The sequence below is a fragment of the Variovorax sp. 10L426 genome, from assembly GCF_056395305.1.
The window spans coordinates 84,510-105,398 of the sequence record NZ_JBFTJF010000008.1 but is presented as its reverse complement, the minus strand read 5'-3'; the positions used below and the strand labels follow the sequence as shown (position 1 = coordinate 105,398).

Genomic DNA, 20,889 nt, shown 5'->3' with positions numbered 1-20,889 from the left:
CGGGTTCGTCGCACCACCCGAAGGATAAATCATGGTCGTTATTCGACTCTCCCGCGGCGGCTCCAAAGGTCGTCCGTTCTTCAACATCGTCGTGTCGGACAAGCGTGTCCGTCGCGATGGCCGATTCATCGAGCGCCTGGGTTTCTACAACCCGATCGCCAAGGAAAATGAAGAAAGCATCCGCATCGCTCAGGATCGCCTGACCTACTGGAAGAGCGTTGGCGCGCAAGCTTCGCCCACGGTCACCCGTCTGATCAAGCAAGCGGCCGCAGCCGTGCCCAAGGCAGCAGCCTAAGCCGCTGGCACGCGATGCTGCCCACCCTCGAGGCCGCCGACCTTCCGGCGGATGCAATCGAAGTGGCGCGCATCGTCGATGCCTGGGGCATCAAGGGCTGGTTCAAGGTTCTGCCCCACAGCGCCCAACCCGAGGCGCTTTTTTCATCCAAGCGCTGGTTCCTGCAGCCCCCGGGCGCTGCGGCTGGCCACGCATTCCGGCTCGCGATCCGCGAGGCCAAGGAACATTCCGATTGCATCGTCGCCTCGTCCACTGAGGTTCCGGACCGCAATGCGGCCGAAGCACTGCGCGGCGCGCGTGTTTTCGTACCTCGTTCAAGTTTTCCGACTGCCGGCGATGACGAGTACTACTGGGTCGATCTCATAGGGCTCGCCGTCGTGAATCGCGAAGGCATCGCACTAGGTAAGGTGCGCGAATTGCTCGCCACCGGCCCGCAGACCACGTTGGTCCTAGCTGCCGAAGAAGACGGCAAGCCGGTCGAGCGCATGGTTCCTTTTGTATCGGCCTTCGTCGACAAGGTGGACCTGGCGGGTCGGCTGATCACGGTCGACTGGCAGCCGGACTACTGACCGGTCCGGGTTGGCGCCGTCATGCGCTTCGACATCATCACTTTGTTCCCGGAGTTGTTCACGCCGCTTCTCTCGAGCGGCGTCACCCGTCGCGCCTACGAGTCGAAGCAGGTCGAGGTCGTCTTTTGGAATCCGCGTGACTTCGCCGAAGGGAACTACCGGCGCGTCGACGACCGGCCATTCGGCGGCGGACCTGGCATGGTCATGATGGCGCAGCCGTTGTCGGCTTGCCTGGATGCCGCCCTGTCATCGCGCGGCGCAGCAGCGCCAGTCATACTGTTCTCACCCATTGGTGAAACGTTGCGCCATGAAGCGGTCGAAAGCTGGTCGGTCGGCAATGGCGCAATTCTGGTCTGCGGTCGCTACGAGGGCATCGATCAGCGTTTCATCGATGCAAGGGTCACGCATCAGATCAGTCTGGGCGATTTCGTGCTGTCGGGCGGCGAGATTGCCGCCATGGCGCTTCTGGATGCCGTGGCCAGGTTGCAACCTGGTGTGCTGGGCGACGAGGCCAGCCACGTTCAGGACAGCTTCAATCCCGCCCTCGACGGATTGCTCGATTGCCCGCACTTCACTCGGCCCGAGTTGTGGAATGGGGAGGGAGTGCCAGCGGTCCTCATGTCGGGGCATCACCTTCAGATCGAACGTTGGCGCCGCGATCAGCGGCTGGCGATCACGCTTCAGAAACGTCCTGATCTCATCGATGCCGCACGGCGCGCGGGCCGCCTTAGCAAGTCGGATGAGATAGCCCTCCAAAAAAAGCTATAATCTTCGGTTCCCCGATCCTCTGCCCGGCCGCTCCTTCATCCGAAGGTGCCTTTTGTGTAGCGCGGACATGATCGACATCAGGAAATCATGAACCTCATCCAGACCCTCGAGCAGGAAGAAATCGCCCGTCTCGGCAAGAAGATCCCCGAATTCATGCCCGGTGACACGGTCATCGTCAGCGTGAACGTCGTCGAAGGCACCCGCAAGCGCGTACAGGCCTACGAAGGCGTCGTGATCGCCAAGCGCAATCGCGGCCTCAACAGCGGCTTTACCGTTCGCAAGATCTCCAGCGGCGAAGGCGTGGAGCGTACATTCCAGACCTACAGCCCGCTGATCGCCGGCATCGAAGTCAAGCGTCGCGGCGATGTGCGCCGTGCCAAGCTGTACTACCTCCGTGATCGCAGCGGCCGCTCGGCTCGCATCAAGGAAAAGTTGCCGGGCAAGTCGGCAGCCACGGCCGCCCAATAATAGGTACACCATGTCATGCAAAAAGCCGCCGTTCGAGGCGGCTTTTTGCATTGGTCCACCGCTCGAGCGGGGTATTCGTGATTTTTGTTGTGGTGCCGTGTCCCACGTTTGCACCGTTTTTGCGTTTAACTTACCAAGTCCATTCACTTGACCACTCTCCCATCGGCCATGCGCGCTTCTCCCGTCGAAACGATCAATGCCGTGCTCCCGCCGGTTCTGCCGTCGTTCGACCCGCGCGAGGTGCCGGTGACCTTCGTTGATGCCGATTTGCCGGCGGTGTCGCCTGATCAGCTCAGCGCCCGCGCATTGCGTGCGCGCTTTGCCGCACGGCCTGCATGGACTCCCGAACTGCGGCGCGAACCCCGGATGATGGACCGGCCGCCCGCCCAAGCGGCCGTGCTCGTGCCCGTTGTGATGCGGGATACGCCCACCGTCCTGCTGACCGAACGCTCTGCGGGCCTGACGAACCATTCGGGACAGGTGGCATTTCCTGGCGGCCGGGTTGATCCAGAGGATGCCAACATTGCCGCCGCTGCGCTTCGCGAAGCTTGGGAAGAGGTCGGTCTGTCGGCCGAGTACATCGAAGTGTTGGGCAATCTGCCGACCTACACGACCATCACGTCGTTCATCGTCACGCCGGTCGTCGCGCTCGTCCGGCCGGATTTCGAGCTGACGATCAATCCTTACGAAGTCGCAGAGGCCTTCGAAGTGCCATTCTCGTTTCTGATGAATCCGGCAAACCACCGTCATCACAGCATGACCGGCAACGACCTCAAGTCGCGCGAATGGATTTCGATGCCATATCAGGATGGCGACCAGGAGCGCTTCGTGTGGGGCGCGACGGCAGGCATGCTGCGCAATCTCTACCGTTTTCTCTCTGCCTGAGCGGCCCATGGGATCCCGCAAAGGCTCTCGTATCATCGACGAATGAGCTTCTTTGCGATCCTGTGCGCGTTGCTGATCGAGCAGGTGCGTCCGTTGGCGTACCACAACCCCATCTATGGCGGCGTGCTTGCATGGACGCGCTGGACCAGCCGCAATTTCGACGCCGGCAAGCCAAATCACGGCTGGGTGGCTTGGTCCCTTGCGGTGTTCGTGCCGACCGTGCTTGCGCTGGCCGTGCATTGGCTTCTGATTCTGACGATAGGGCTGCCCTTTGCGGTCTTGTGGAGCATTGCGATCCTGTACGTCACCTTGGGATTCCGACAGTTCAGCCATCATTTCACCGGCATTCGCGATGCCCTCGACGAGGGCGACGAACCGTTGGCGCGCTCGTTGCTCGCGCATTGGCAGCATGTCGACGCCGTCAACCTGCCGCGCAGCGAAATCGTGCGACACGTGATCGAGCACTCAGTGATCGCCGCGCATCGGCACGTCTTTGGCGTGCTTGCGTGGTTCTCGATCCTCGCGGCGGTGGGGCTCGGTCCTGCCGGGGCGGTGTTCTACCGGATGAGCGAATTCGTCGCGCGCTATTGGGCGCACAAGAGCGGCGCATCGACGCAACCTTCCAGCATCTGGGTTCAGCAAGCCGCGGAGCGCGCCTGGGGACTGATCGACTGGCTGCCTGCCCGAATCACGGCCCTGGGCTTTGCGGTCGTGGGTAGCTTTGAAGAGGCCATCGACTGTTGGCGCAACGACGCTCGCCGTTTTCCGAACCGGAACGACGGCGTCATCCTTGCCGCGACATCCGGTGCGGTCAACGTGCGGCTCGGTGGGGGTACGTTGAGCGCCGTGCCGATGACCGATCCATTGCCGCGCGCGCAAGCCGGAGATTCGTTCGCCGACGGCCAGATCCCGGACAGCGGCAGTACTCCGGGACGCGAGCCCGAGCCGGCACACCTGCGCAGCGTCGTCGGTCTTGTCTGGCGATCGGTCGTGATGTGGATGGTTCTACTGGCGCTGCTCACCTTGGCGCGCTTGCTGGGCTGAGCCTCAAGAGGGCGCGATCGTGTCGAAATCCCCGATCTTCTGGAGCCCGCGCATCGAGGCGCTCGAACCCTATGTGCCTGGCGAGCAGCCGCGTATCGCCAATCTCGTCAAGCTCAACACCAACGAGAATCCCTATCCGCCGTCGCCGCACGTGATCCATGCCATCCAAAGCGCGGCGGAAAGCGGTCTCGAGCGCTACCCCGACCCCGAATCGACGGTGTTGCGCGAGGCCCTTGCCGCACGGCATGGGCTGGATGCTTCGCAAGTCTTTGTGGGCAATGGCTCCGATGAGGTTTTGGCCCACGCGTTCTTCGCGTTTTTTCAGCAGGCCGAACCCCTTCTGATCCCGGACATCACCTACAGCTTCTACCGTGTCTACGCGCAGCTCTACGGGATCGCATGCGAACTCCCGCCCGTTGACGAGGGTCTGCGCATCGATGCCGAGGCACTGGTTGCGCGTGCTGCGGGCGGCTGCGCGGGCATCGTCATCGCCAATCCGAACGCGCCGACCGGCATCGGATTGCCGCTCGCTCGCATCGAGGCGCTGCTTCAGGCGTGCCCGGGTCGCGTGGTGCTGGTGGACGAGGCGTATGTCGATTTCGGCGGCGAAAGCGCGCTTCCCTTGATCGACCGCTATCCGAACCTGCTCGTCGTGCAGACGCTCTCCAAGTCGCGCTCGCTCGCCGGTTTGCGGGTCGGCTTTGCCTGCGGTCAGGCGCATCTCGTCGATGGGCTTCAGCGCGTCAAGAACAGCTTCAACTCCTATCCGATCGACCGTCTCGCGTCGGCCGGTGCCGTGGCAGCCATCGAGGAACAAGCGTGGTTCGAGCGGACCCGCAATGACGTGATCGACACTCGCGAAGGGCTGGTGCTGCAACTGGAAGACCTGGGCTTCGAGGTGCTGCCGTCCCAGGCCAATTTCCTGTTCGTGCGGCACCCTGCACTTGATGCCGGCGGTCTTGCCGCGTCGTTGCGCGAAAGAGCGGTTCTAGTGCGCCACTTTCGCCAACCGCGAATCGCGCAGTATCTGCGCATCACCGTCGGAACGCGTGATCAGTGCTCGGCACTGGTCGATGCGCTGGCTGCCATCCTCGGCGCTCAGTAGCGCGTCTGACTGAGTTCGGCGAACAACTCGCCGTAGATGCGGTAGCGGGACGCACTGATGGCGCCCGGGTGCGAGGCCGAATCCAACTGCCCGATCACGCCGCAACCCGGTTCGTGCAGGTGCGTGCAGTTGTAGAACTTGCAGTCGGTCGCATGCTCGGCGATGTCGGGCATCAGATGCGCGAGTTGCATCGGTTCGATGTGATGCAGGCCGAATTCCTGGAAGCCCGGCGAGTCAATCAACGCGGTGCTGCTCGCCTTGTCCATCCAGTACCACGTCGTGCTGGTCGTCGTGTGCTTGCCCGAGTTGAGAGCCTGCGAGATCTCGCCTGTCAGGACCGTGGCGCCGGGCACCAGCAAATTGATCATCGTGCTTTTGCCGGCGCCGGAGGGGCCCAGCACCAGCGTGGTCTTGCCGGTCAGCAGTGTCGTCAGTGTGGCGCGATCGGTATCGCCCGAAGCTGTGAGAGCCAGCGGCAGCACTTGGTAGTGCATGCGCCGGTAAGGGGCGAGTCGGTTCCACGCGCGCTCGAAAGGTGCCTTCAGGTCGCTCTTGTTGAGCGCGATCAGCGGCGTGATGCGTTCAGCCCCGGCGGCTATCAATGCGCGCGTCAACTGGGTCTCGGAGAATTCGGGTTCCGCGGCGATGAGGATCAACACTTGGTCGAGATTGGCCGCGAACGACTTGGTCCGGATCTCGTCCTGTCGATAGAAGAGATTCTTGCGCGGCAGCACCTTTTCGATCGTGCCTTCGTCCTGGCTCGCCTGCCACAGAACGCGATCGCCGACGACGGCCTGGCTCTTTTTGCCGCGCGGGTGGCAGATGACGCGCTCGCCTTCCGGCGTTTCGACAATGCAGTGGCGGCCGTGACCGGCGACAACAAGTCCGTCGCGCAGTGCCGCGCCGTTCGTGCCGGCGCGCTGCTTAGCCAAGGATGCGTTCCATGGGCGGCTCAGTTTGCAAGCAGTGCGTCGGCCTGCGATGCGCACTCGAAGTCCGTCGCCGAGATGCCGCCCACGTCGTGTGTATTGAATCGCACGACGCAGCGGTCGTAGTACACCGAGAGATCCGGGTGGTGATCCTGCTTGTGCGCCACCAGGACGAGTGCGTTCACGAAAGCGATGGTCTCGAAATAGTTCGCGAAGGTGAAGGTTTTTTCGATCGCGACGTTCGCGCCGTCGCCTGCCAACTTCCAGCCTTCGAGACGTGCCAGGCTTGCCACGATTTCCGTGGCGCTCATGGCGCGTCGTGGGTGGGACTTCCAGTCTTTGAATGTCAACATGCTGCTCATCGTCGGCTTTCAGGTTGCCCCGGCCATGCGCGCGAGGCGTTCGGACGCGGGTGGGTGCGAGTAGTAGAACTTGACGAACACCGGATCGGGCGTGAGCGTCGAAGCGTTGTCCTGATAAAGCTTGAGCAGCGCAGCGGACAGGTCGGCGCCGCTGGTTTGGGCGACCGCGTAGGCATCTGCCTCGAACTCGTGTCGTCGGCTGATCAGCACCGGCAGCGGCGCCACGAAGAACCCGAACACGGGCACGGCGAGCATGAAGAGGAGGATGGCGAGCGCACTGTTGGGCGCCGACATATTGGGTTGCACACCCAGCCCGACAAAGAACCATGTGTGCACGGACAGCCAGCCCAGTAGGGCGAAGCCCGCCAGACTCAGCGCGAACATGGCTGCCATGCGTTTCACGACGTGCCGGTGCTTGAAGTGACCCAGCTCATGTGCGAGCACGGCCTCGACCTCTCCGGCATTGAGTTGGCGCAGCAGTGTGTCGTAGAAAACCACGCGCTTGCTGGCGCCGAAGCCGGTGAAATAGGCGTTGGCATGCGCACTGCGCGTGCTGCCGTCCATCACGAACAGTCCCTTGGCCGCAAAGCCACAGCGTTGCATCAGCGCAGTCACGCGGGCTTTGAGAGCGGCATCGTCCAGCGGCTGGAATTTGTTGAAGATCGGGGCGATGAAAGTCGGATAGACAAGCATCAGCAGCAGGTTGAATGCCATCCACACGCCCCAGGCCCAGAGCCACCATAGCGCGCCGGCCGCACTCATGAGCCAGAGGATGAGCGCGGCGATCGGCAGGCCGATCACTGCACCCAGAACCAGGCCCTTGATCGCGTCTGCGAACCATAGCCGCCAGGTCATCTTGTTGAATCCGAAACGCTCTTCGAGCCGAAAGGTCTGCCACAGCGTGAAGGGCAGCTCGAGAAGTCCGCCGATCAGCGCGAAAGCGGCGAGCAGTGCCAACTGCTGCAGCATGCCGCCGTCCATCCAGGCGAGCAGTGCCTTGTTGAGCAGGTCGAGTCCGCCGAGCAGCGTCCAGCCAAGAAGCACGGCGGCGCCCCACGCCATCTCGAGCACCCCCAGTCGCGTTTTCGCGATCGTGTAGTCCGCCGCCTTCTGGTGGGCCTCCAGCGCGATCGCCTGCGCGAAGGCCTCCGGAACCGCGTTGCGATGGCGCGCAACGTGCCGCACCTGTCGTGTGGCAAGCCAGAACTTCACGACCAGCCCGACGACCAGCGCCACGGCGAAGGCCAGGGTGAAGGCAAGGGGGGCGGACGAGGTGGTAGGCATGACGGTCGAGTTTAGCCCGCAGGCCCTCTGCTCGCCTGCGGGCCGGTCGCCTGAAGGGGCATCGACGACAATCGGCGGATGCCCGAATCCATCGAACCGGCTGCGTCCGCGGCCATGCTCAAGAAGAGCGACCAGAACCTCGTCTGGCTGGACTGCGAAATGAGCGGCCTTGACCCCGAAAGGGAGCGGCTGCTCGAGATTGCCGTAGTCGTCACAGGCCCCGACCTCACGCCGCGGATCGACGGCCCCGTCCTCGTCATCCATCAGAGCGATGAAGTGCTGGACGGCATGGATTCCTGGAACAAGGGCACGCACGGTCGCAGCGGACTGATCGACAAGGTCAAGGCCTCCAAGCTCGACGAAACAGCGGCCGAGCAACAACTGATCCAGTTCATCTCTCGCTACATCCCGAAGAGCGGTTCGCCGATGTGTGGCAACACCATCGGGCAGGATCGCCGCTTCCTGGTCAAGTACATGCCCAAGCTGGAGGCCTACTTCCATTACCGCAACCTGGACGTCAGCACGCTCAAGGAGCTTGCCAAGCGGTGGAAACCGGCCGCCTACAACGCGTTCAAGAAGCAACAAGCCCACACGGCGCTCGCCGACGTCCATGAATCGATCGAGGAACTTGCGCATTACCGCGAGACCTTCCTTCGCATCCAGGATTAGGTAAAAACCCGGAGCCGTGCAATAATCACGGGCTTCGCTGTTGAGTACCCAGGGGTTCAGACAGCGTTTTCCTGCATCTCCCTATCTTGCACATCGCGCCCGACTGAATGGGCCGCAGCCGCGACGAAAGTCGAAGCTGAACGTCGTTGGATGGTTGATGTTTTTCACCACCCGACGGGGCGCCGCCTACGGCAGCGCTCGCGTATGAGACTTTTCAATGACCGACGCTTTTGAAGCGCAGGGCGACTTCGCGCCTGTGCAATCCGACAACTTCGCCATTTCGGGCGAAGCCGAATCCATCTCCATCACCACGCCCGTGCTCGAGGCGCTCGAAGCCGAGGCTGTCGAGCAACCCAAGCTCCCCAACGGCTTTGTCAAGCTGGGCCTCGCGCCCGAACTGATCGCAGCTGTCGAAGACCTCGGCTTCACCCAGCCGACCGTCGTGCAGGAACAGGCGATCCCTCGCGCAATGACGATCAGCGGCGATGCCGGCGGCACCACTCGTTTCGTCGACCTGATGGTTTCCAGCCAGACCGGCAGCGGCAAGACGGCGGCCTTCCTGCTGCCCGTGCTGCACACCCTGCTGCAGCGCCAAGCCGAAGCCGAAGCTACCGCCAAGGCCGAATTCCAGCGCCTTGCCGCCGAGGCCGCCGCCCGCGGCGAAGCGCCGCCGAAAAAGGCAAAGCGCAAGGATCCCACCAACACGCGCAATTTCAAGCCTGCCACACCCGGCGCGCTGGTGCTCTGCCCCACGCGCGAACTGGCACAGCAAGTTGCGCACGATGCGATCGATCTGGTCAGGCATTGCCGCGGCCTGCGTATCGCCAGCGTGGTTGGTGGCATGCCTTATCAACTGCAGATTGCCAAGCTGCAGAACGCCGACCTCGTCGTCGCCACGCCGGGCCGTCTGCTCGACCTGCAGCGTTCGATGCAGATCAAGCTCGAACAGGTCAAGTTCCTCGTCGTCGACGAAGCCGACCGCATGCTCGACCTCGGCTTCTCGGACGATCTCGCCGAGATCAACCAGCTGACCATCGAACGCCAGCAGACGATGATGTTCAGCGCGACCTTCGCGCCACGCATCCAGCAGCTCGCGCAGCGCGTGATGCGCGAACCGCAGCGCCTGACCATCGATAGCCCGCAAGAAAAGCACGCCAACATCAAGCAGGCGCTCTTCTGGGCAGACAACACCCAGCACAAGCGCAAGTTGCTCGACCACTGGCTGCGCGACACCACCATCAACCAGGCCATCGTGTTCGCAAGCACGCAGGTCGAGTGCGACGGCCTCGCCAATGACCTGCAGCAGGACGGCTTCAGCGCCGTTGCGCTGCACGGCGCTCTGAGCCAGGGCCTGCGCAATCGCCGCCTGATGGCATTGCGCCAGGGCCAGGTGCAGATCCTTGTCGCAACCGATGTCGCCGCGCGCGGTATCGACGTGCCGACCATCACCCACGTCTTCAACTTCGGCCTGCCGATGAAGGCCGAGGACTACACGCATCGTATCGGCCGTACCGGCCGGGCAGGGCGCGACGGCCTGGCCATCACCTTCGCCGAGTTCCGCGACCGCCGCAGGATCTTCGACATCGAGGCCTATAGCCGCCAGCAGTTCAAGTCCGAAGTGATCCCCGGCCTGGAGCCCCAACAGCGCGCGCCGCAATCGCGCCCGCAAGGCGACTTCGGCGGCCGTGGCCGCGATAGCCGTGAACACCATTCACGCGATCGCAAGTTCGGCGGCGGCGGCGGCGGTGGCGGTCATCGTGGCGGTTTCGGCGGCGGCTATGCCGGCGCCAGCGGTTTCAACGATCGCAACGCCCGCGGCCCGGGCGCTCCGGCACCGCGTGGCTTCCAGAACCAGGGCAATGCAGGCTTCGGCGGCGACCGCAACGAAGGCGGCGGCTACGGTCGCAAGCCGGGTTGGGGTGACAGCGCACCGCGCGGCGGAGCCGGCGGTGGCCGTGGCGAGGGTTTCGCGCCCCGCGGCCATGCCGGCGGCGGCGGCAAGGTCTTCGTTCCGCGCGACGCGCAGAAGCGTGGATTCAAGCCTGGCCGCTGAGTGACGGCGGCCGTGAGGCTGCCTTGCAATTCGCAAGCCCGTATTTCTTCGGAAGTACGGGCTTTTTGTTTTGTTGGGGCGCTACGGTGACGGGTCGTCAGGGGCTGCCCGCGAACTACTCCGCGACCGCGCGCGCTGCACGAGCAGCGCGATCAGCAATGTCGCGGCAGCCGAACTCGCCATGCCTCCCGACGACCCCAGCAGTTGAGCCAGTCCGTCGACAGTCTCGACGCTGACCTGTTGGGCGTGATGGACGAGCGCGACCACGTCGGCGGTATGGACGTTCTGGATGTCCTCGAGCCGGACGCTCAGATCATGGCCGGCATTGCGGAACCGGATCTTCGCGAAGATGCCGTTGGCAATGGCCACGAGAGACAACACGCCCAGTGGCCGCATCAGCGCCTCGACGAGGCTGCGGCGCTCTGCAATGGGCGCTTCCTCGAAAACCTCCGCGACAAGGTTGGGTATGGTCATGTCCGAGTCAGGCTCGGGGGTCGTCTGAGAGTTGCTCTTGGATTGCAATGGGGTATGTGCCATGGCGTTTGCTTCTCGTCTGCTTCTCATTCGAGCTAAGCATGTTGGCCTCGCGGCATGGCAATCTGATGAACGCAGCGTAAAGCCCGGTGACTTTACGAAAACGGAGGCCGAAAACAGCCTTTACGCCGGATTCACACGGCGGACAAACTCCTGGGCGTGGCCGATGGCTCAATCCGTCCATGTCGGATGCAACGGTCTTCACGCAGCTTCGTTTCTGGTCCCTGGTGCTGTTCTCGGTCGTGATGCCCGCCGCCATCTTCGTCACGCTCTTCGTGCAGCGCGAGTTCTCGAAGACGACGGTGCTGGTGTTCGGCCTGCTGCTCATCGGACTGGCAGCGGCGGACATCTTTCTGCTGCACGCGCTGTCGGTCTCGGCCCGCGCGACACCTTCGCTCGCAGACGACGTCGTCTTTGCGTCGGAACTCTCGATCGCGCTCTACATCCTGCCGGCCGCGTTCGGAACATTGGGCATCAACATGACTTCGCACGTGCTCATGCACTACCTGAAGCAAAAGGAGCAAAGGTTCGAAATGCACCATGCCTCTCCGGTGCCACCTGAAGCGAACCCGTTGCGCACGCGGGCCCAGGTCGAATCACGCACGCGCAAGCCCAAGGGCGCCTACTGGGTGCACCGCCGAATTGCAAGGTCGACTGGCGGCCGTTCCCGCTCCGCGCGCCTAGTGACAAACGCTAATACGACCTCAATTTAATTGACATATGAACAGTTGAAAAGTAATGTAATGAGGCCTCGAATCCTCCGTGACCGCTTCTGCGGCCGGTTCGTCCACCTCGTTTCTTCAACTGTTGCCTTATGAAAATCGCGATTCTCGGCGGCGGCCACGGCGCCTATGCGGCTGCCGCAGACCTGTCCGAAGCTGACCATGAAGTGCGTCTCTGGCGTCGTGATGCCGCGGCGCTGGAGCCGCTCCTTCGAACAAGTTCGATCACGCTCAAGGACGCCGCCGGCACGCGCGACGTACCATTGGCGCTCGCCACGTCCGACATCGCAGCCGCATTGCGCGGCGCCGACCTGATCGTCATTCCTACGCCGGCTATCGCGCAGGAAGACATTGCCCGTGCGATGGCCCCGCACCTCGTCGATGGGCAGGTCGTGTTCCTCCCGCCCGGCACCTTCGGCAGCTACGTCATGGCGCGCGTGGTGGCCGAAGCCGGCAACCGTGCCGACGTGGCCTGGGCCGAAACCGGCACGCTGCCCTATCTCGCGCGCAAGCATGGTGAGCGCGAGGTGAATGTGACGATCCGTGCCATTCGCCTGCCGACCGGCGTGTACCCGGCGCGCAAGTCGCAGGAAGCGATCGAGGTGATCCGCAAGGCCTATCCCAGCGTGCACGGCTGCGGCGATGCGCTCTCCGGCGCGCTGATGAACGCAGGCCCCGTCATCCATCCACCGTTGATGGTGATGAACGCCGCGCCGTTGCAGCACTTCGAGCGCTGGGACATCCACAACGAAGGCACGCAGCGCGCGGTGCGCGACGTGACCGACCGCCTCGACCAGGAACGCATGGCGGTGCGCGAGGCCTTCGGCCAGGGTGCGCCGCACTATCCGCTGGCAGACCACTACAACAACGACCAGTGGATGTACGGCGACGCGCACAAGCAGTTGGTGAAATCGGGCGACTGGCGCGAAAACATCGACCTCTATGCGCACCGCTACATCACCGAGGACACCGAGCTCGGGTTGGCGTTCCTGGCTTCCGCGGCCCGCTATGCTGGCGTCGACGCACCGATTGCGCACGGGTTGCTGGCGATCGTCGGCGGTTTCCTCGGCCGCGATCTGCGCAAGGGTCCGCGCACGCTGGAAGCGCTCGGTCTCTCCGGATTGACGCCGGCGCAACTCAAGCAGAGATTGCACGATGGCGAGTGAACTGCCGAGATTCGCCGCCGTCGGCGCGGGGCGCATGGGGCGCGGCATCGCGATCGCGTTCGCGTACGCCGGTCACCGCATTTCGCTGATCGACCTGCGCCCGCGTAGCGACGAGGCGTGGCACAAGCTTCGCGGCGAAGCGCAGACCGAGATCGAAGCCAGCCTGACCGGGCTCGCGCAACTCGGCGTGATCGACACCGCGCAGGTGCGTGCGATCGCCGCGCGCGTCGACTTCGTGAACGCAGCCGACGCGCCTGCCGCTCTGGCAGCAGCCGAACTGGTGTTCGAGGGCGTGCCGGAAATGCTGGAGGCCAAGCGCGATGCCTTCGAGCACATCAATCGGCATTGCAGCGACGATGCGATCCTCACCTCCACCACCAGCAGCATCCTCGTGACGCAGCTTGCGGCGCTGGTGCGGCGGCCCGAGCGCTTTCTCAACATGCACTGGCTCAACCCGGCGTATGTGATCCCCGTCGTGGAGCTCAGCTGCCACCCTGGCACCGATCCTGCCGTGCTCGCTCGCACCAAGGCCCTGATGGAGGCCATCGGCAAGCTGCCCGTCGTGTGCGGCGCGGCGCCGGGCTACATCGTTCCGCGCCTGCAGGCATTGGTGATGAACGAGGCGGCCCGCATGATCGAGGAGGGCGCCGCCACCGCCGAAGAAATCGACAAGGCCACGCGCTACGGCCTGGGCTTGCGCTTCGCCGCGCTCGGCGTCGTCGAGTTCATCGACTTCGGCGGCTGCGACATCCTGCATCACGCGAGCCGAGAGATGTCAGCATCGATCGACCGCGCACGCTACACCGCGCCTGCCATCGTGGACCGCATGGTCGAAGAAGGGCGGCTCGGCCTCAAGAGCGGTAGCGGTTTCTACGACTACGAAGGTCGCGACGTGGCGGCGTATCGCCGCGATGTGCTTTCGCGAACGCTCGGCATGCTCAGGCACGCCGGGCTTTGGCAGCCGCCAGCGACCGAGACGCACTCATGAAGATTCGGCGCGCCTTCGCCGACCTGTCGCCTGGGCAGATCCACTACGCCGAATGCGGCGATCGCGAGGCGCCGGCCGTGCTGCTGCTGCATCAGTCCCCGCGCAGCTGGTCCGAGTACCGCGCGGTGCTTCCGCTGATCGGCGCGCACCATCGCGCCATCGCCATGGACACCGTGGGCTTCGGCGATTCCGCGGCCGGCGATGGACCGGCAAGCATTGAGCAATGGGCACGGGTCGCGTGCGAATTGCTCGATGCACTGCAGATCCGAAGCGCCGCCGTGGTGGGCCATCACACCGGTGGCGTGATCGCGGTCGAACTGGCGGCGGCTTTTCCGGATCGCGTGCGCGGGCTGGTTTTGTCGTCGACGCCTTTCACCGATGACGCGTTCCGCCGCGCACGTGCCGGACGTCCGCCGATCGATGAGGTCGAACCCACCGATGACGGGACGCATCTCGCCGCGCTGTGGCAACGAAGGCAAGGTTTCTACCCGGCCGGCCGGCCCGAGTTGCTCGAAGCTTTCGTGCGCGATGCGCTGAAGGTGAGCGGCAGCCCCGAAGACGGCCATCGCGCCGTGGCCGCCTACCGCATGGAGGATCGCATCCATCGCGTGACGCAATCCACGCTGATCATCCGCGCCACCGACGATCCCTTCGCCGCTCCGCATGCGGCTGAACTGCTCGAGCATCTCGCGAACGCGCGCATCGTCGACATCGCGGGCGGCATGGTGCCCTTGCCCGACCAGTTGCCTGAGGAATTTGCGCAAGTGGTGCTCTCCTTTCTGGAGACGCTGGCATGAAAGCCATACGCGTGCACGCATTCGATGCGCCTCCCGTACTGGAGGATGTTGCAGACCCGGTCGCGCGAGCCGGCCGCACGATCGTGCGCATGGAAGCAGCGACAGTCGGCCATATCGACCGCACGGTGTGGCGCGGCAGTTTCTTGAAGCATCCGCCTTTTCCCTACACACCAGGCGTCGAGGCGGCTGGCGTCGTGGTCGACAGCGCGCAATACGCAAAGGACCAGCGCGTATGGCTGCGCGGCAGCGGATTGGGCACGCTCTTCGACGGTACCTGGTCCGAACTGATCGATTCGCCCGACGAAGCGCTCGGCCTGCTGCCGGATGGCGTGTCTGCCGCCATCGGCGCAGCCTTCTTCTCTCCCAGCACGTCCGCATGGGTCGCGCTGCATGACATCGCGCATCTCTCCGCAGACGAGAGCGTGCTTGTGACAGGTGCGACGGGTGCGGTCGGATCGATGGCGGTGCAGCTTGCGCTCGATGTCGGTGCGAACGTGACAGCAGCCGTCGGCAACCCGGCGCAGGCGCAATCGATGCCGTCCGGCGCAAAGGTCGTGGTGCTCGGCGATGACCCGGCGCGGGCCCTGGAGAGCGTTTCGGCCGACCTGCTGGTCGACACCGTCGGTGGACATGTCTTGAGCGTCGCGCTGCCGCGCATTCGGCCCGGCGGCCGAGCCGTGCTTGTCGGCTACACGGCCGGCAACGCGCTCTCGCTGGACATCGCGCATTTTCTGCAGAGAGACGTGTCGTTGCTGCCGCTCAACATGTTCCGCCGCGAAGCAGCGGGCCGCTCGGCGGCGCCTGAACTTCTGGCCCGGCTGGCAGATGGCCGGCTACGGCTGGATGTCCAGCCCTTCGCCCTCGAAGAAGCCGCAAAGGCGATGGACTGGATCAGCCAGCGCGGCCATCGCGGCCGGGCGGTTCTTGTACCCGGGCGCTGACGCGCTTCAAACCTCTTCGGCCGTCTCGCCTGCCTCGCCCGGCACACGCGCATGCAGTTCGATGATGTGACGCAGCGTGTCCTTGAGTTCTTCCGCGCGCTGGAGGCCGAAGGGCTCGAGCACGCGCCGCTCGTGTTCGCGCGCCAATTCCATCAGATGCTCCACCGCCTTCGTGCCCTTGCGCGTGATCCGCACCAGAGTGATACGCCGATCACTGTCGTGGGGCAGGCGCTCCACCTGTTCGCGCGCTTCCATGCGGTCGAGCAGCCGCGTGACCGTGGGCTGCTTGGTCACCGTCACCTGCGCAAGCTGGCCGATGCTGATCGCCTCGCCGCCCGCCAGCGACGCCATGACGCGCCATTCCGACACCGAAAAGCCGTGCTTGCGCGCGACCACGTGGAATTCGGAGGAGATCAGCTGACTTGCCTGCGCCAGCAACGCAGGCAGGTAGTCGTCGACGAATCGAGGCTTCTCGCCCGGCGTGTCGACTGTGAATGGCCCCGGATCCGCGGCGGGCACGCTGCTTGCATGTCTAGGGTTATTCATGATTGTGAATACATTCAGTTGTCAACATTATAGAGACCGCGGTTCCGTTGGGAACCCAGCAAATCCCTAACCGGAGAGGGCGCCATGGCAGAACGATCATTCGTCGAGGAAGTCAAGAAGCTACGGCTGACCGGTGGCGAGGTGTTTCGGGGTGAAGGCATTCTGGCAGTCACCAAGGCCTTGCTCGAATCCGGCGTTTCGTACGTCGCGGGCTACCAGGGCGCGCCGATCTCGCACCTGATGGATGTCCTGGCCGACGCCCAGGACATCCTCACTGAGCACGGAATCCGCTTCGAGAACAGCGCGAGCGAGGCGACTGCCGCCGCGACGCTGGCGGCCTCCGTCAACTACCCGCTGCGCGGCGCCGTGACCTTCAAGGCCACGGTCGGCACCAACGTCGCCTCTGACGCCCTGGCCAACCTGGCTTCGGGCGGCGTGACCGGCGGCGCGCTGATCATCGTCGGCGAGGACTACGGCGAAGGCTCTTCGATCATGCAGGAGCGCAGTCACGCCTTCGCGATGAAGTCGCAGATGTGGCTGCTCGACCCGCGGCCCAACCTGCCGAGCATCGTCGACGCGGTCAAGCAGGGCTTCGATCTGTCGGAGGCCAGCCATACGCCGGTGATGCTGCAACTGCGCATTCGCGCATGCCACGTTCACGGGCAATTCATTGCCGGCGACAACCGCCGCTCGAAGTTCACGCTCAAGGAAGCACTCGAAAACCCGCAGCGCGACGTGAGCCGCATCGTCCTGCCACCGGCCAGCTTCCAGCACGAGCAGGAAAAGGTGAAGGACCGCTGGCCCGCCGCCGTGCGCTTCATCGAAGAGCGGCAGCTCAACGAATTCTTCTCCGAAGGCGCCGACGACATCGGCATCATCGTCCAGGGCGGCAGCTACAACACGCTCATCCGTGCGCTCGAACGGCTGGATCTGGCCGACGTCTACGGCAACTCGAAGGTGCCGCTCTATGTGATGAACGTGGCCTATCCCGTCATCGAGAGCGAGGTGCTGCGCTTCTGCGAAGGCAAGCGCGCCGTCATGATCGTGGAAGAGGGCCAGCCCAACTTCGTCGAGCAGAACCTCGCGACCATCTTGCGCCAGGCGGGTTCGACCACGGCGCTGCATGGCAAGGACATGCTGCCCGTCGCCGGCGAATACACCGCCGCCGAACTGCTCAAGGGCGCGCGCAGCTTCTGCGAACGCTATGGCCGCCTCCAACCTCTGCCGGTGCCCGCGCCGGTGCGCAAGGTGATTCCGCTCGTCGCGATGGCCGAACCCGCGAAGCCGCTGGGCGACAGCGTGCATGCGCGCCCGCCGGGCTTCTGCACCGGCTGCCCTGAGCGTCCGATCTTCAGCGCGATGAAGCTGGTCGAGCGCGAACTCGGCCCGCACCATGTGAGCGCGGACATCGGCTGCCACCTGTTCTCCATCTTGCCGCCGTTCAACATCGGCAACACGACGATGGGCTACGGCCTCGGTGCCGCGGGCGCTGCGGCGCTCAACACGCAGGCGGGCAAGCGCGCGATTTCGATGATGGGTGACGGCGGCTTCTGGCACAACGGTTTGACCAGTGGTGTCGCCAACGCCGTCTTCAACCAAAGCGACAACCTCACCATCGTCGTCGACAACAACTACACCTCCGCGACTGGCGGCCAGGACATCCTGTCATCGAAGGCGGTGAACGCGACGCGCAGCACCGGCCATGAGATCGAGCGCGCGGTGCGCGGCGTCGGCGTCAAGTGGGTGCGGACCATGCGCCGCACCTACGACGTCGCGGGCATGCGCGACACGCTGAAGGAAGCGCTGACAACGAAGGAGAAGGGCCCCAAGGTCCTGATCGCGCAATCGGAATGCATGCTGAACAAGCAGCGCCGCGAGAAGCCGATGGTCCGCAAGGCCATCGCCGACGGCAAGCGGATGGTGCGCGAGAAGTTCGGCGTCGATTCCGACACTTGCACCGGCGACCATTCGTGCATCCGGCTGTCGGGTTGCCCGTCGCTGTCGATCAAGCCCAACCCCGACCCGCTGCGCGTCGACCCGGTCGCGACCGTGCTCGACACCTGCGTCGGTTGCGGTGTGTGCGGCGAGGTCTCGCATGCAGCGGTGCTGTGCCCCTCGTTCTACAAGGCGCAGATCGTGAGCAACCCGAGCCGTTGGGACCGCCTGCGCGACACCCTTCGCCAACGCGTGATCGGCTGGCTGCAGAAGAGCGAGGCCAAGCGCCGCGCGGCCTATGCGTTCTGAAGATTGACCACGATGCGACATCAACCAATCAAGATTGCAATTCTGGCGATGGGCGGCGAAGGCGGCGGCGTGCTCGCCGACTGGATCGTCGAGATGGGCGAAGCCAACGGCTATTTCGCCCAGACCACCTCGGTGCCGGGCGTGGCCCAGCGGACCGGCGCAACCATCTACTACGTAGAGCTGTACCCGCAGGCGCAGGCCGAGGCCGATCACGGCCAGCCGGTGCTGGCGCTGATGCCGCTGCCCGGCGACGTCGACATCGTGCTCGCGTCGGAACTCATGGAAGCCGGCCGAGCCGTGCAGCGCGGCCTGGTCACAGGCGACCGCACCACGCTCATCGCATCGACCCACCGCGTGTACTCGATCGCCGAGAAGAGCTCGATGGGTGACGGCCGCGTCGACAGCACCGAACTTCTTGCGCACGCCGAACGCGCCGCGAAGCGCTTCATCCGCTTCGACATGGCGAAGGCCGCGGAGGCTTCCGGCAGCGTGATCAGTGCGGTGCTCTTCGGTGCACTGGCCGGTTCCGGCGTGCTGCCCTTCAGCCGCGCGCAGTTCGAGGCCACCATCGAACACGGCGGCGTCGGCGTCAAGCCAAGCCTGAAGGCCTTCGGCGGTGCCTTCGCGCGTGCGCAGGGCGAACCGGAGCCGGAAGCCGCGCCGGTGCAAGTCGCCCCGCCACAGCCACGCCATCCCGCCGTGCGCGCGCTGGTCGAACGAGTGCAGCGCGACTTTCCCGCTGGCGCGCAACCGTTTCTGCTCGAAGGCATCCGCCGCCTCATCGACTACCAGGACGTCGACTATGCCGGCCTCTATCTCGATCGCATGACCTCCGTCGCCGCCTTGCCCGCCAATGACGACGGCAAGCTGCTGCGCGAAACCGCCCGCCATCTGGCGCTGTGGATGTCTTACGAAGACACGGCACGCGTCGCCGCCCTCAAGACCCGTTCATCGCGCTTCGAGCGCGTGCGCGGTGAGGCCAGCGTGCAGGACGGCCAGGTGCTGGCGATCAACGAATACATGCATCCGCGCCTGCAGGAAATCTGCGAGACGCTGCCGGCCGGCATCGGCCGCTGGCTGATGAACTCGACCCTGCCGCGCAAGCTGGTCGAGCGCCTCACGCAGCGCGGCCGCGTCATCCAGACCAGCTCGTTGCACGGCTACCTGATGCTCAGCACTGTCGCCTGGATGAAGCGCTGGCGACGTTCGACCCTGCGCTATCCGGAGGAGAACCGCCGCATCGAGGAATGGCTGCGACGCATCGCCGACATCGCCGGGCGCAACCCCGAACTCGCCGTCGAGATCGCCCAGTGCCAGCGCCTGGTGAAGGGCTACAGCGACACCCACGAGCGTGGCCTGCGCAACTACGACACCGTGATGGATGCCCTGCAGCGCGCGGGCAGCGCCATCGCGCCTGCCACCCTGCGCGAGCTGCGCGATGCCGCACTGGCCGACGAGCACGGCCACAAGCTGCGCGCCGCGCTCACACAGCACGCGCTCGCCTGAACCGGAAAACCTGCCCATGTCTGCCCAGCCCGCCACATTGCAACTGCGCGTCGTCGAAGCGCGCGAACTGAATCCACTGATCAAGACTTTCCGACTGCGTGCGGCGGACGGTGGGGGGCTGCCCGGCTACACCGCCGGGGCGCACATCCGCGTGCAGGTCGAACTGCCCGACGGTACGCAGGACTGGCGCCACTACTCGCTGATCAACTTCGCCGCGCAGGCCGATGCCACCGATGCCCCGGCCGACTACGTGATCGCCGTCCGCAAGGAAGCCGAAGGCCGCGGCGGATCGCGCTTCATGCACGAGCGGCTGCACGAAGGCGACACGGTCACCATCGAAGTGCCGAAGAACGACTTCCCACTGCACACCGGCCCTGGCGGTACCGTGTTGCTGGCAGGCGGCATCGGCGTGACGCCGCTCGCGAGCATGGCCACGCGCCGCCGAGCTGAAGGGCTGCCCGTGCGCATGCACTACGCCGGCCGCAACCGCGAGCTGATGGCCTTCCTGCCCGAACTGCAATCGGTGTTGGGCGATGACCTGCTCGTGCATTCGGATGAAGAGCGGGGCGGACCGTTCGACATCGGCGCATTGCTCGATGCGTGTCCTGCGGGCGATCGCCTCTATGTGTGCGGCCCCAAGGTCATGCTCGACGCCGTGCTCGCCCAGACGCAGGCGCGCGGCTGGAGTCATGACCGCGTGCACTTCGAGCTCTTCACCACGCCGATGGTGGAAGAGGGCGATCACCCCTTCGAGGTCGAGCTTCTCCAGTCCGGCCAGCGCTTCACTGTGCCGGCCAACCAGAGCATCCTCGACTGCCTGATCGAGCATGGCTGCGACCCGATGTTCGATTGCAAGCGCGGCGAATGCGGCGTGTGCGCGACGCCGGTGATCGAGGGCGACATCGACCACCGCGACTATGTGCTGACCGCGCGCGAGAAGGCGGAAGGCAACGTCATGCAGATCTGCATCTCGCGCGTCAAGGGACAGCGACTGGTGCTGGACATCTGAAGGAG

Annotated in this window: 22 protein-coding genes; 17 read left to right on the top strand and 5 right to left on the bottom strand. The window is 64.7% G+C overall.

Annotated features, from left to right (window positions below; all coding sequences use genetic code 11):
- The first annotated feature begins 31 nt into the window (after positions 1-31).
- The 7 genes from rpsP (at position 32) to hisC (ending at position 5,134) form a co-directional block, all read left to right on the top strand.
- Entirely contained in the window at positions 32-295 is a 264-nt protein-coding gene (rpsP, locus tag AC1DHL_RS13735; protein ID WP_478100483.1) for a 30S ribosomal protein S16, read from the top strand.
- Between the two features lie 14 nt (positions 296-309).
- A complete protein-coding gene (gene rimM, locus AC1DHL_RS13730) occupies positions 310-864 on the top strand; it encodes a ribosome maturation factor RimM (protein ID WP_478100481.1) in 555 nt (184 codons plus the stop codon).
- Between the two features lie 21 nt (positions 865-885).
- Complete coding sequence (gene trmD / locus AC1DHL_RS13725; RefSeq protein ID WP_478100479.1) at positions 886-1,632, top strand: tRNA (guanosine(37)-N1)-methyltransferase TrmD; 747 nt, start codon at positions 886-888, stop codon at positions 1,630-1,632.
- Between the two features lie 87 nt (positions 1,633-1,719).
- Complete coding sequence (gene rplS, locus AC1DHL_RS13720; RefSeq protein ID WP_478100477.1) at positions 1,720-2,100, top strand: 50S ribosomal protein L19; 381 nt, start codon at positions 1,720-1,722, stop codon at positions 2,098-2,100.
- 168 nt (positions 2,101-2,268) lie between these two features.
- The gene (locus AC1DHL_RS13715) at positions 2,269-2,985 is read left to right on the top strand and encodes a CoA pyrophosphatase (protein WP_478162374.1); all 717 of its coding nucleotides are present in this window, start codon (positions 2,269-2,271) and stop codon (positions 2,983-2,985) included.
- Between the two features lie 42 nt (positions 2,986-3,027).
- Positions 3,028-4,029, top strand: a complete 1,002-nt coding sequence (locus tag AC1DHL_RS13710) for a CobD/CbiB family protein (protein WP_478162314.1) — start codon at positions 3,028-3,030, stop codon at positions 4,027-4,029.
- 19 nt (positions 4,030-4,048) lie between these two features.
- Positions 4,049-5,134 (top strand): histidinol-phosphate transaminase, encoded by a 1,086-nt coding sequence (gene hisC, locus AC1DHL_RS13705; RefSeq protein WP_478100471.1) that lies wholly within the window; start codon positions 4,049-4,051, stop codon positions 5,132-5,134.
- Here hisC and rsgA read toward each other — a convergent pair.
- From rsgA to AC1DHL_RS13690, 3 genes are read right to left on the bottom strand one after another with little or no spacing between them, the layout of a single operon-like run.
- On the bottom strand, positions 5,128-6,066 hold the full coding sequence (gene rsgA / locus AC1DHL_RS13700) for a ribosome small subunit-dependent GTPase A (RefSeq protein ID WP_478162313.1): 939 nt from the start codon (positions 6,064-6,066) through the stop codon (positions 5,128-5,130). The two genes, hisC and rsgA, sit on opposite strands and share 7 nt — an antisense overlap.
- A 20-nt stretch (positions 6,067-6,086) precedes the next feature.
- The gene (locus tag AC1DHL_RS13695; protein WP_478162312.1) at positions 6,087-6,425 is read right to left on the bottom strand and encodes a 4a-hydroxytetrahydrobiopterin dehydratase; all 339 of its coding nucleotides are present in this window, start codon (positions 6,423-6,425) and stop codon (positions 6,087-6,089) included.
- A gap of 9 nt (positions 6,426-6,434) precedes the next feature.
- Positions 6,435-7,709 (bottom strand): M48 family metallopeptidase, encoded by a 1,275-nt coding sequence (locus tag AC1DHL_RS13690; protein WP_478100463.1) that lies wholly within the window; start codon positions 7,707-7,709, stop codon positions 6,435-6,437.
- A 78-nt stretch (positions 7,710-7,787) separates the two neighbouring features.
- Between AC1DHL_RS13690 and orn the strand changes: the two genes are divergently transcribed.
- A complete protein-coding gene (gene orn, locus AC1DHL_RS13685) occupies positions 7,788-8,378 on the top strand; it encodes an oligoribonuclease (protein WP_478162311.1) in 591 nt (196 codons plus the stop codon).
- A 217-nt stretch (positions 8,379-8,595) separates the two neighbouring features.
- The gene (locus AC1DHL_RS13680; RefSeq protein ID WP_478162310.1) at positions 8,596-10,431 is read left to right on the top strand and encodes a DEAD/DEAH box helicase; all 1,836 of its coding nucleotides are present in this window, start codon (positions 8,596-8,598) and stop codon (positions 10,429-10,431) included.
- An 81-nt stretch (positions 10,432-10,512) separates the two neighbouring features.
- On the opposite strand, the gene AC1DHL_RS13675 is transcribed toward AC1DHL_RS13680, so the two are convergent.
- Positions 10,513-10,905 (bottom strand): hypothetical protein, encoded by a 393-nt coding sequence (locus AC1DHL_RS13675; protein WP_478162309.1) that lies wholly within the window; start codon positions 10,903-10,905, stop codon positions 10,513-10,515.
- A gap of 242 nt (positions 10,906-11,147) precedes the next feature.
- Here AC1DHL_RS13675 and AC1DHL_RS13670 point away from each other — a divergent pair, with 242 nt between their 5' ends.
- From AC1DHL_RS13670 to AC1DHL_RS13650, 5 genes are all read left to right on the top strand, one after another.
- Complete coding sequence (locus tag AC1DHL_RS13670; RefSeq protein WP_478162308.1) at positions 11,148-11,678, top strand: hypothetical protein; 531 nt, start codon at positions 11,148-11,150, stop codon at positions 11,676-11,678.
- 101 nt (positions 11,679-11,779) lie between these two features.
- On the top strand, positions 11,780-12,853 hold the full coding sequence (locus tag AC1DHL_RS13665) for an NAD/NADP octopine/nopaline dehydrogenase family protein (protein ID WP_478100453.1): 1,074 nt from the start codon (positions 11,780-11,782) through the stop codon (positions 12,851-12,853).
- The gene (locus AC1DHL_RS13660; RefSeq protein ID WP_478162307.1) at positions 12,843-13,841 is read left to right on the top strand and encodes a 3-hydroxybutyryl-CoA dehydrogenase; all 999 of its coding nucleotides are present in this window, start codon (positions 12,843-12,845) and stop codon (positions 13,839-13,841) included. The genes AC1DHL_RS13665 and AC1DHL_RS13660 overlap by 11 nt, the downstream gene beginning before the upstream one ends.
- A complete protein-coding gene (locus AC1DHL_RS13655; protein WP_478162306.1) occupies positions 13,838-14,638 on the top strand; it encodes an alpha/beta fold hydrolase in 801 nt (266 codons plus the stop codon). The genes AC1DHL_RS13660 and AC1DHL_RS13655 overlap by 4 nt, the downstream gene beginning before the upstream one ends.
- The gene (locus AC1DHL_RS13650) at positions 14,635-15,579 is read left to right on the top strand and encodes a quinone oxidoreductase family protein (RefSeq protein ID WP_478162305.1); all 945 of its coding nucleotides are present in this window, start codon (positions 14,635-14,637) and stop codon (positions 15,577-15,579) included. Before AC1DHL_RS13655 ends, AC1DHL_RS13650 begins: the two co-directional genes overlap by 4 nt.
- Positions 15,580-15,585: 6 nt before the next feature.
- Here AC1DHL_RS13650 and AC1DHL_RS13645 read toward each other — a convergent pair whose 3' ends face one another.
- Positions 15,586-16,125, bottom strand: coding sequence for a MarR family winged helix-turn-helix transcriptional regulator (locus AC1DHL_RS13645; RefSeq protein ID WP_478100445.1), 540 nt, complete (start codon positions 16,123-16,125; stop codon positions 15,586-15,588).
- A gap of 84 nt (positions 16,126-16,209) precedes the next feature.
- On the opposite strand from AC1DHL_RS13645, the gene AC1DHL_RS13640 reads away from it, so the two are divergent.
- Genes AC1DHL_RS13640 through AC1DHL_RS13630 form a run of 3 tightly spaced genes read left to right on the top strand, consistent with a single transcriptional unit; the run spans position 16,210 to position 20,884 of the window.
- Positions 16,210-18,369 (top strand): thiamine pyrophosphate-dependent enzyme, encoded by a 2,160-nt coding sequence (locus tag AC1DHL_RS13640; RefSeq protein WP_478162304.1) that lies wholly within the window; start codon positions 16,210-16,212, stop codon positions 18,367-18,369.
- Positions 18,370-18,381: 12 nt separating this feature from the next.
- Positions 18,382-19,875: an indolepyruvate oxidoreductase subunit beta family protein gene (locus AC1DHL_RS13635; protein ID WP_478162303.1), complete on the top strand. Its 1,494-nt coding sequence runs from the start codon at positions 18,382-18,384 to the stop codon at positions 19,873-19,875.
- A gap of 16 nt (positions 19,876-19,891) precedes the next feature.
- Positions 19,892-20,884 (top strand): PDR/VanB family oxidoreductase, encoded by a 993-nt coding sequence (locus tag AC1DHL_RS13630; protein WP_478162302.1) that lies wholly within the window; start codon positions 19,892-19,894, stop codon positions 20,882-20,884.
- Positions 20,885-20,889: the final 5 nt, after the last annotated feature.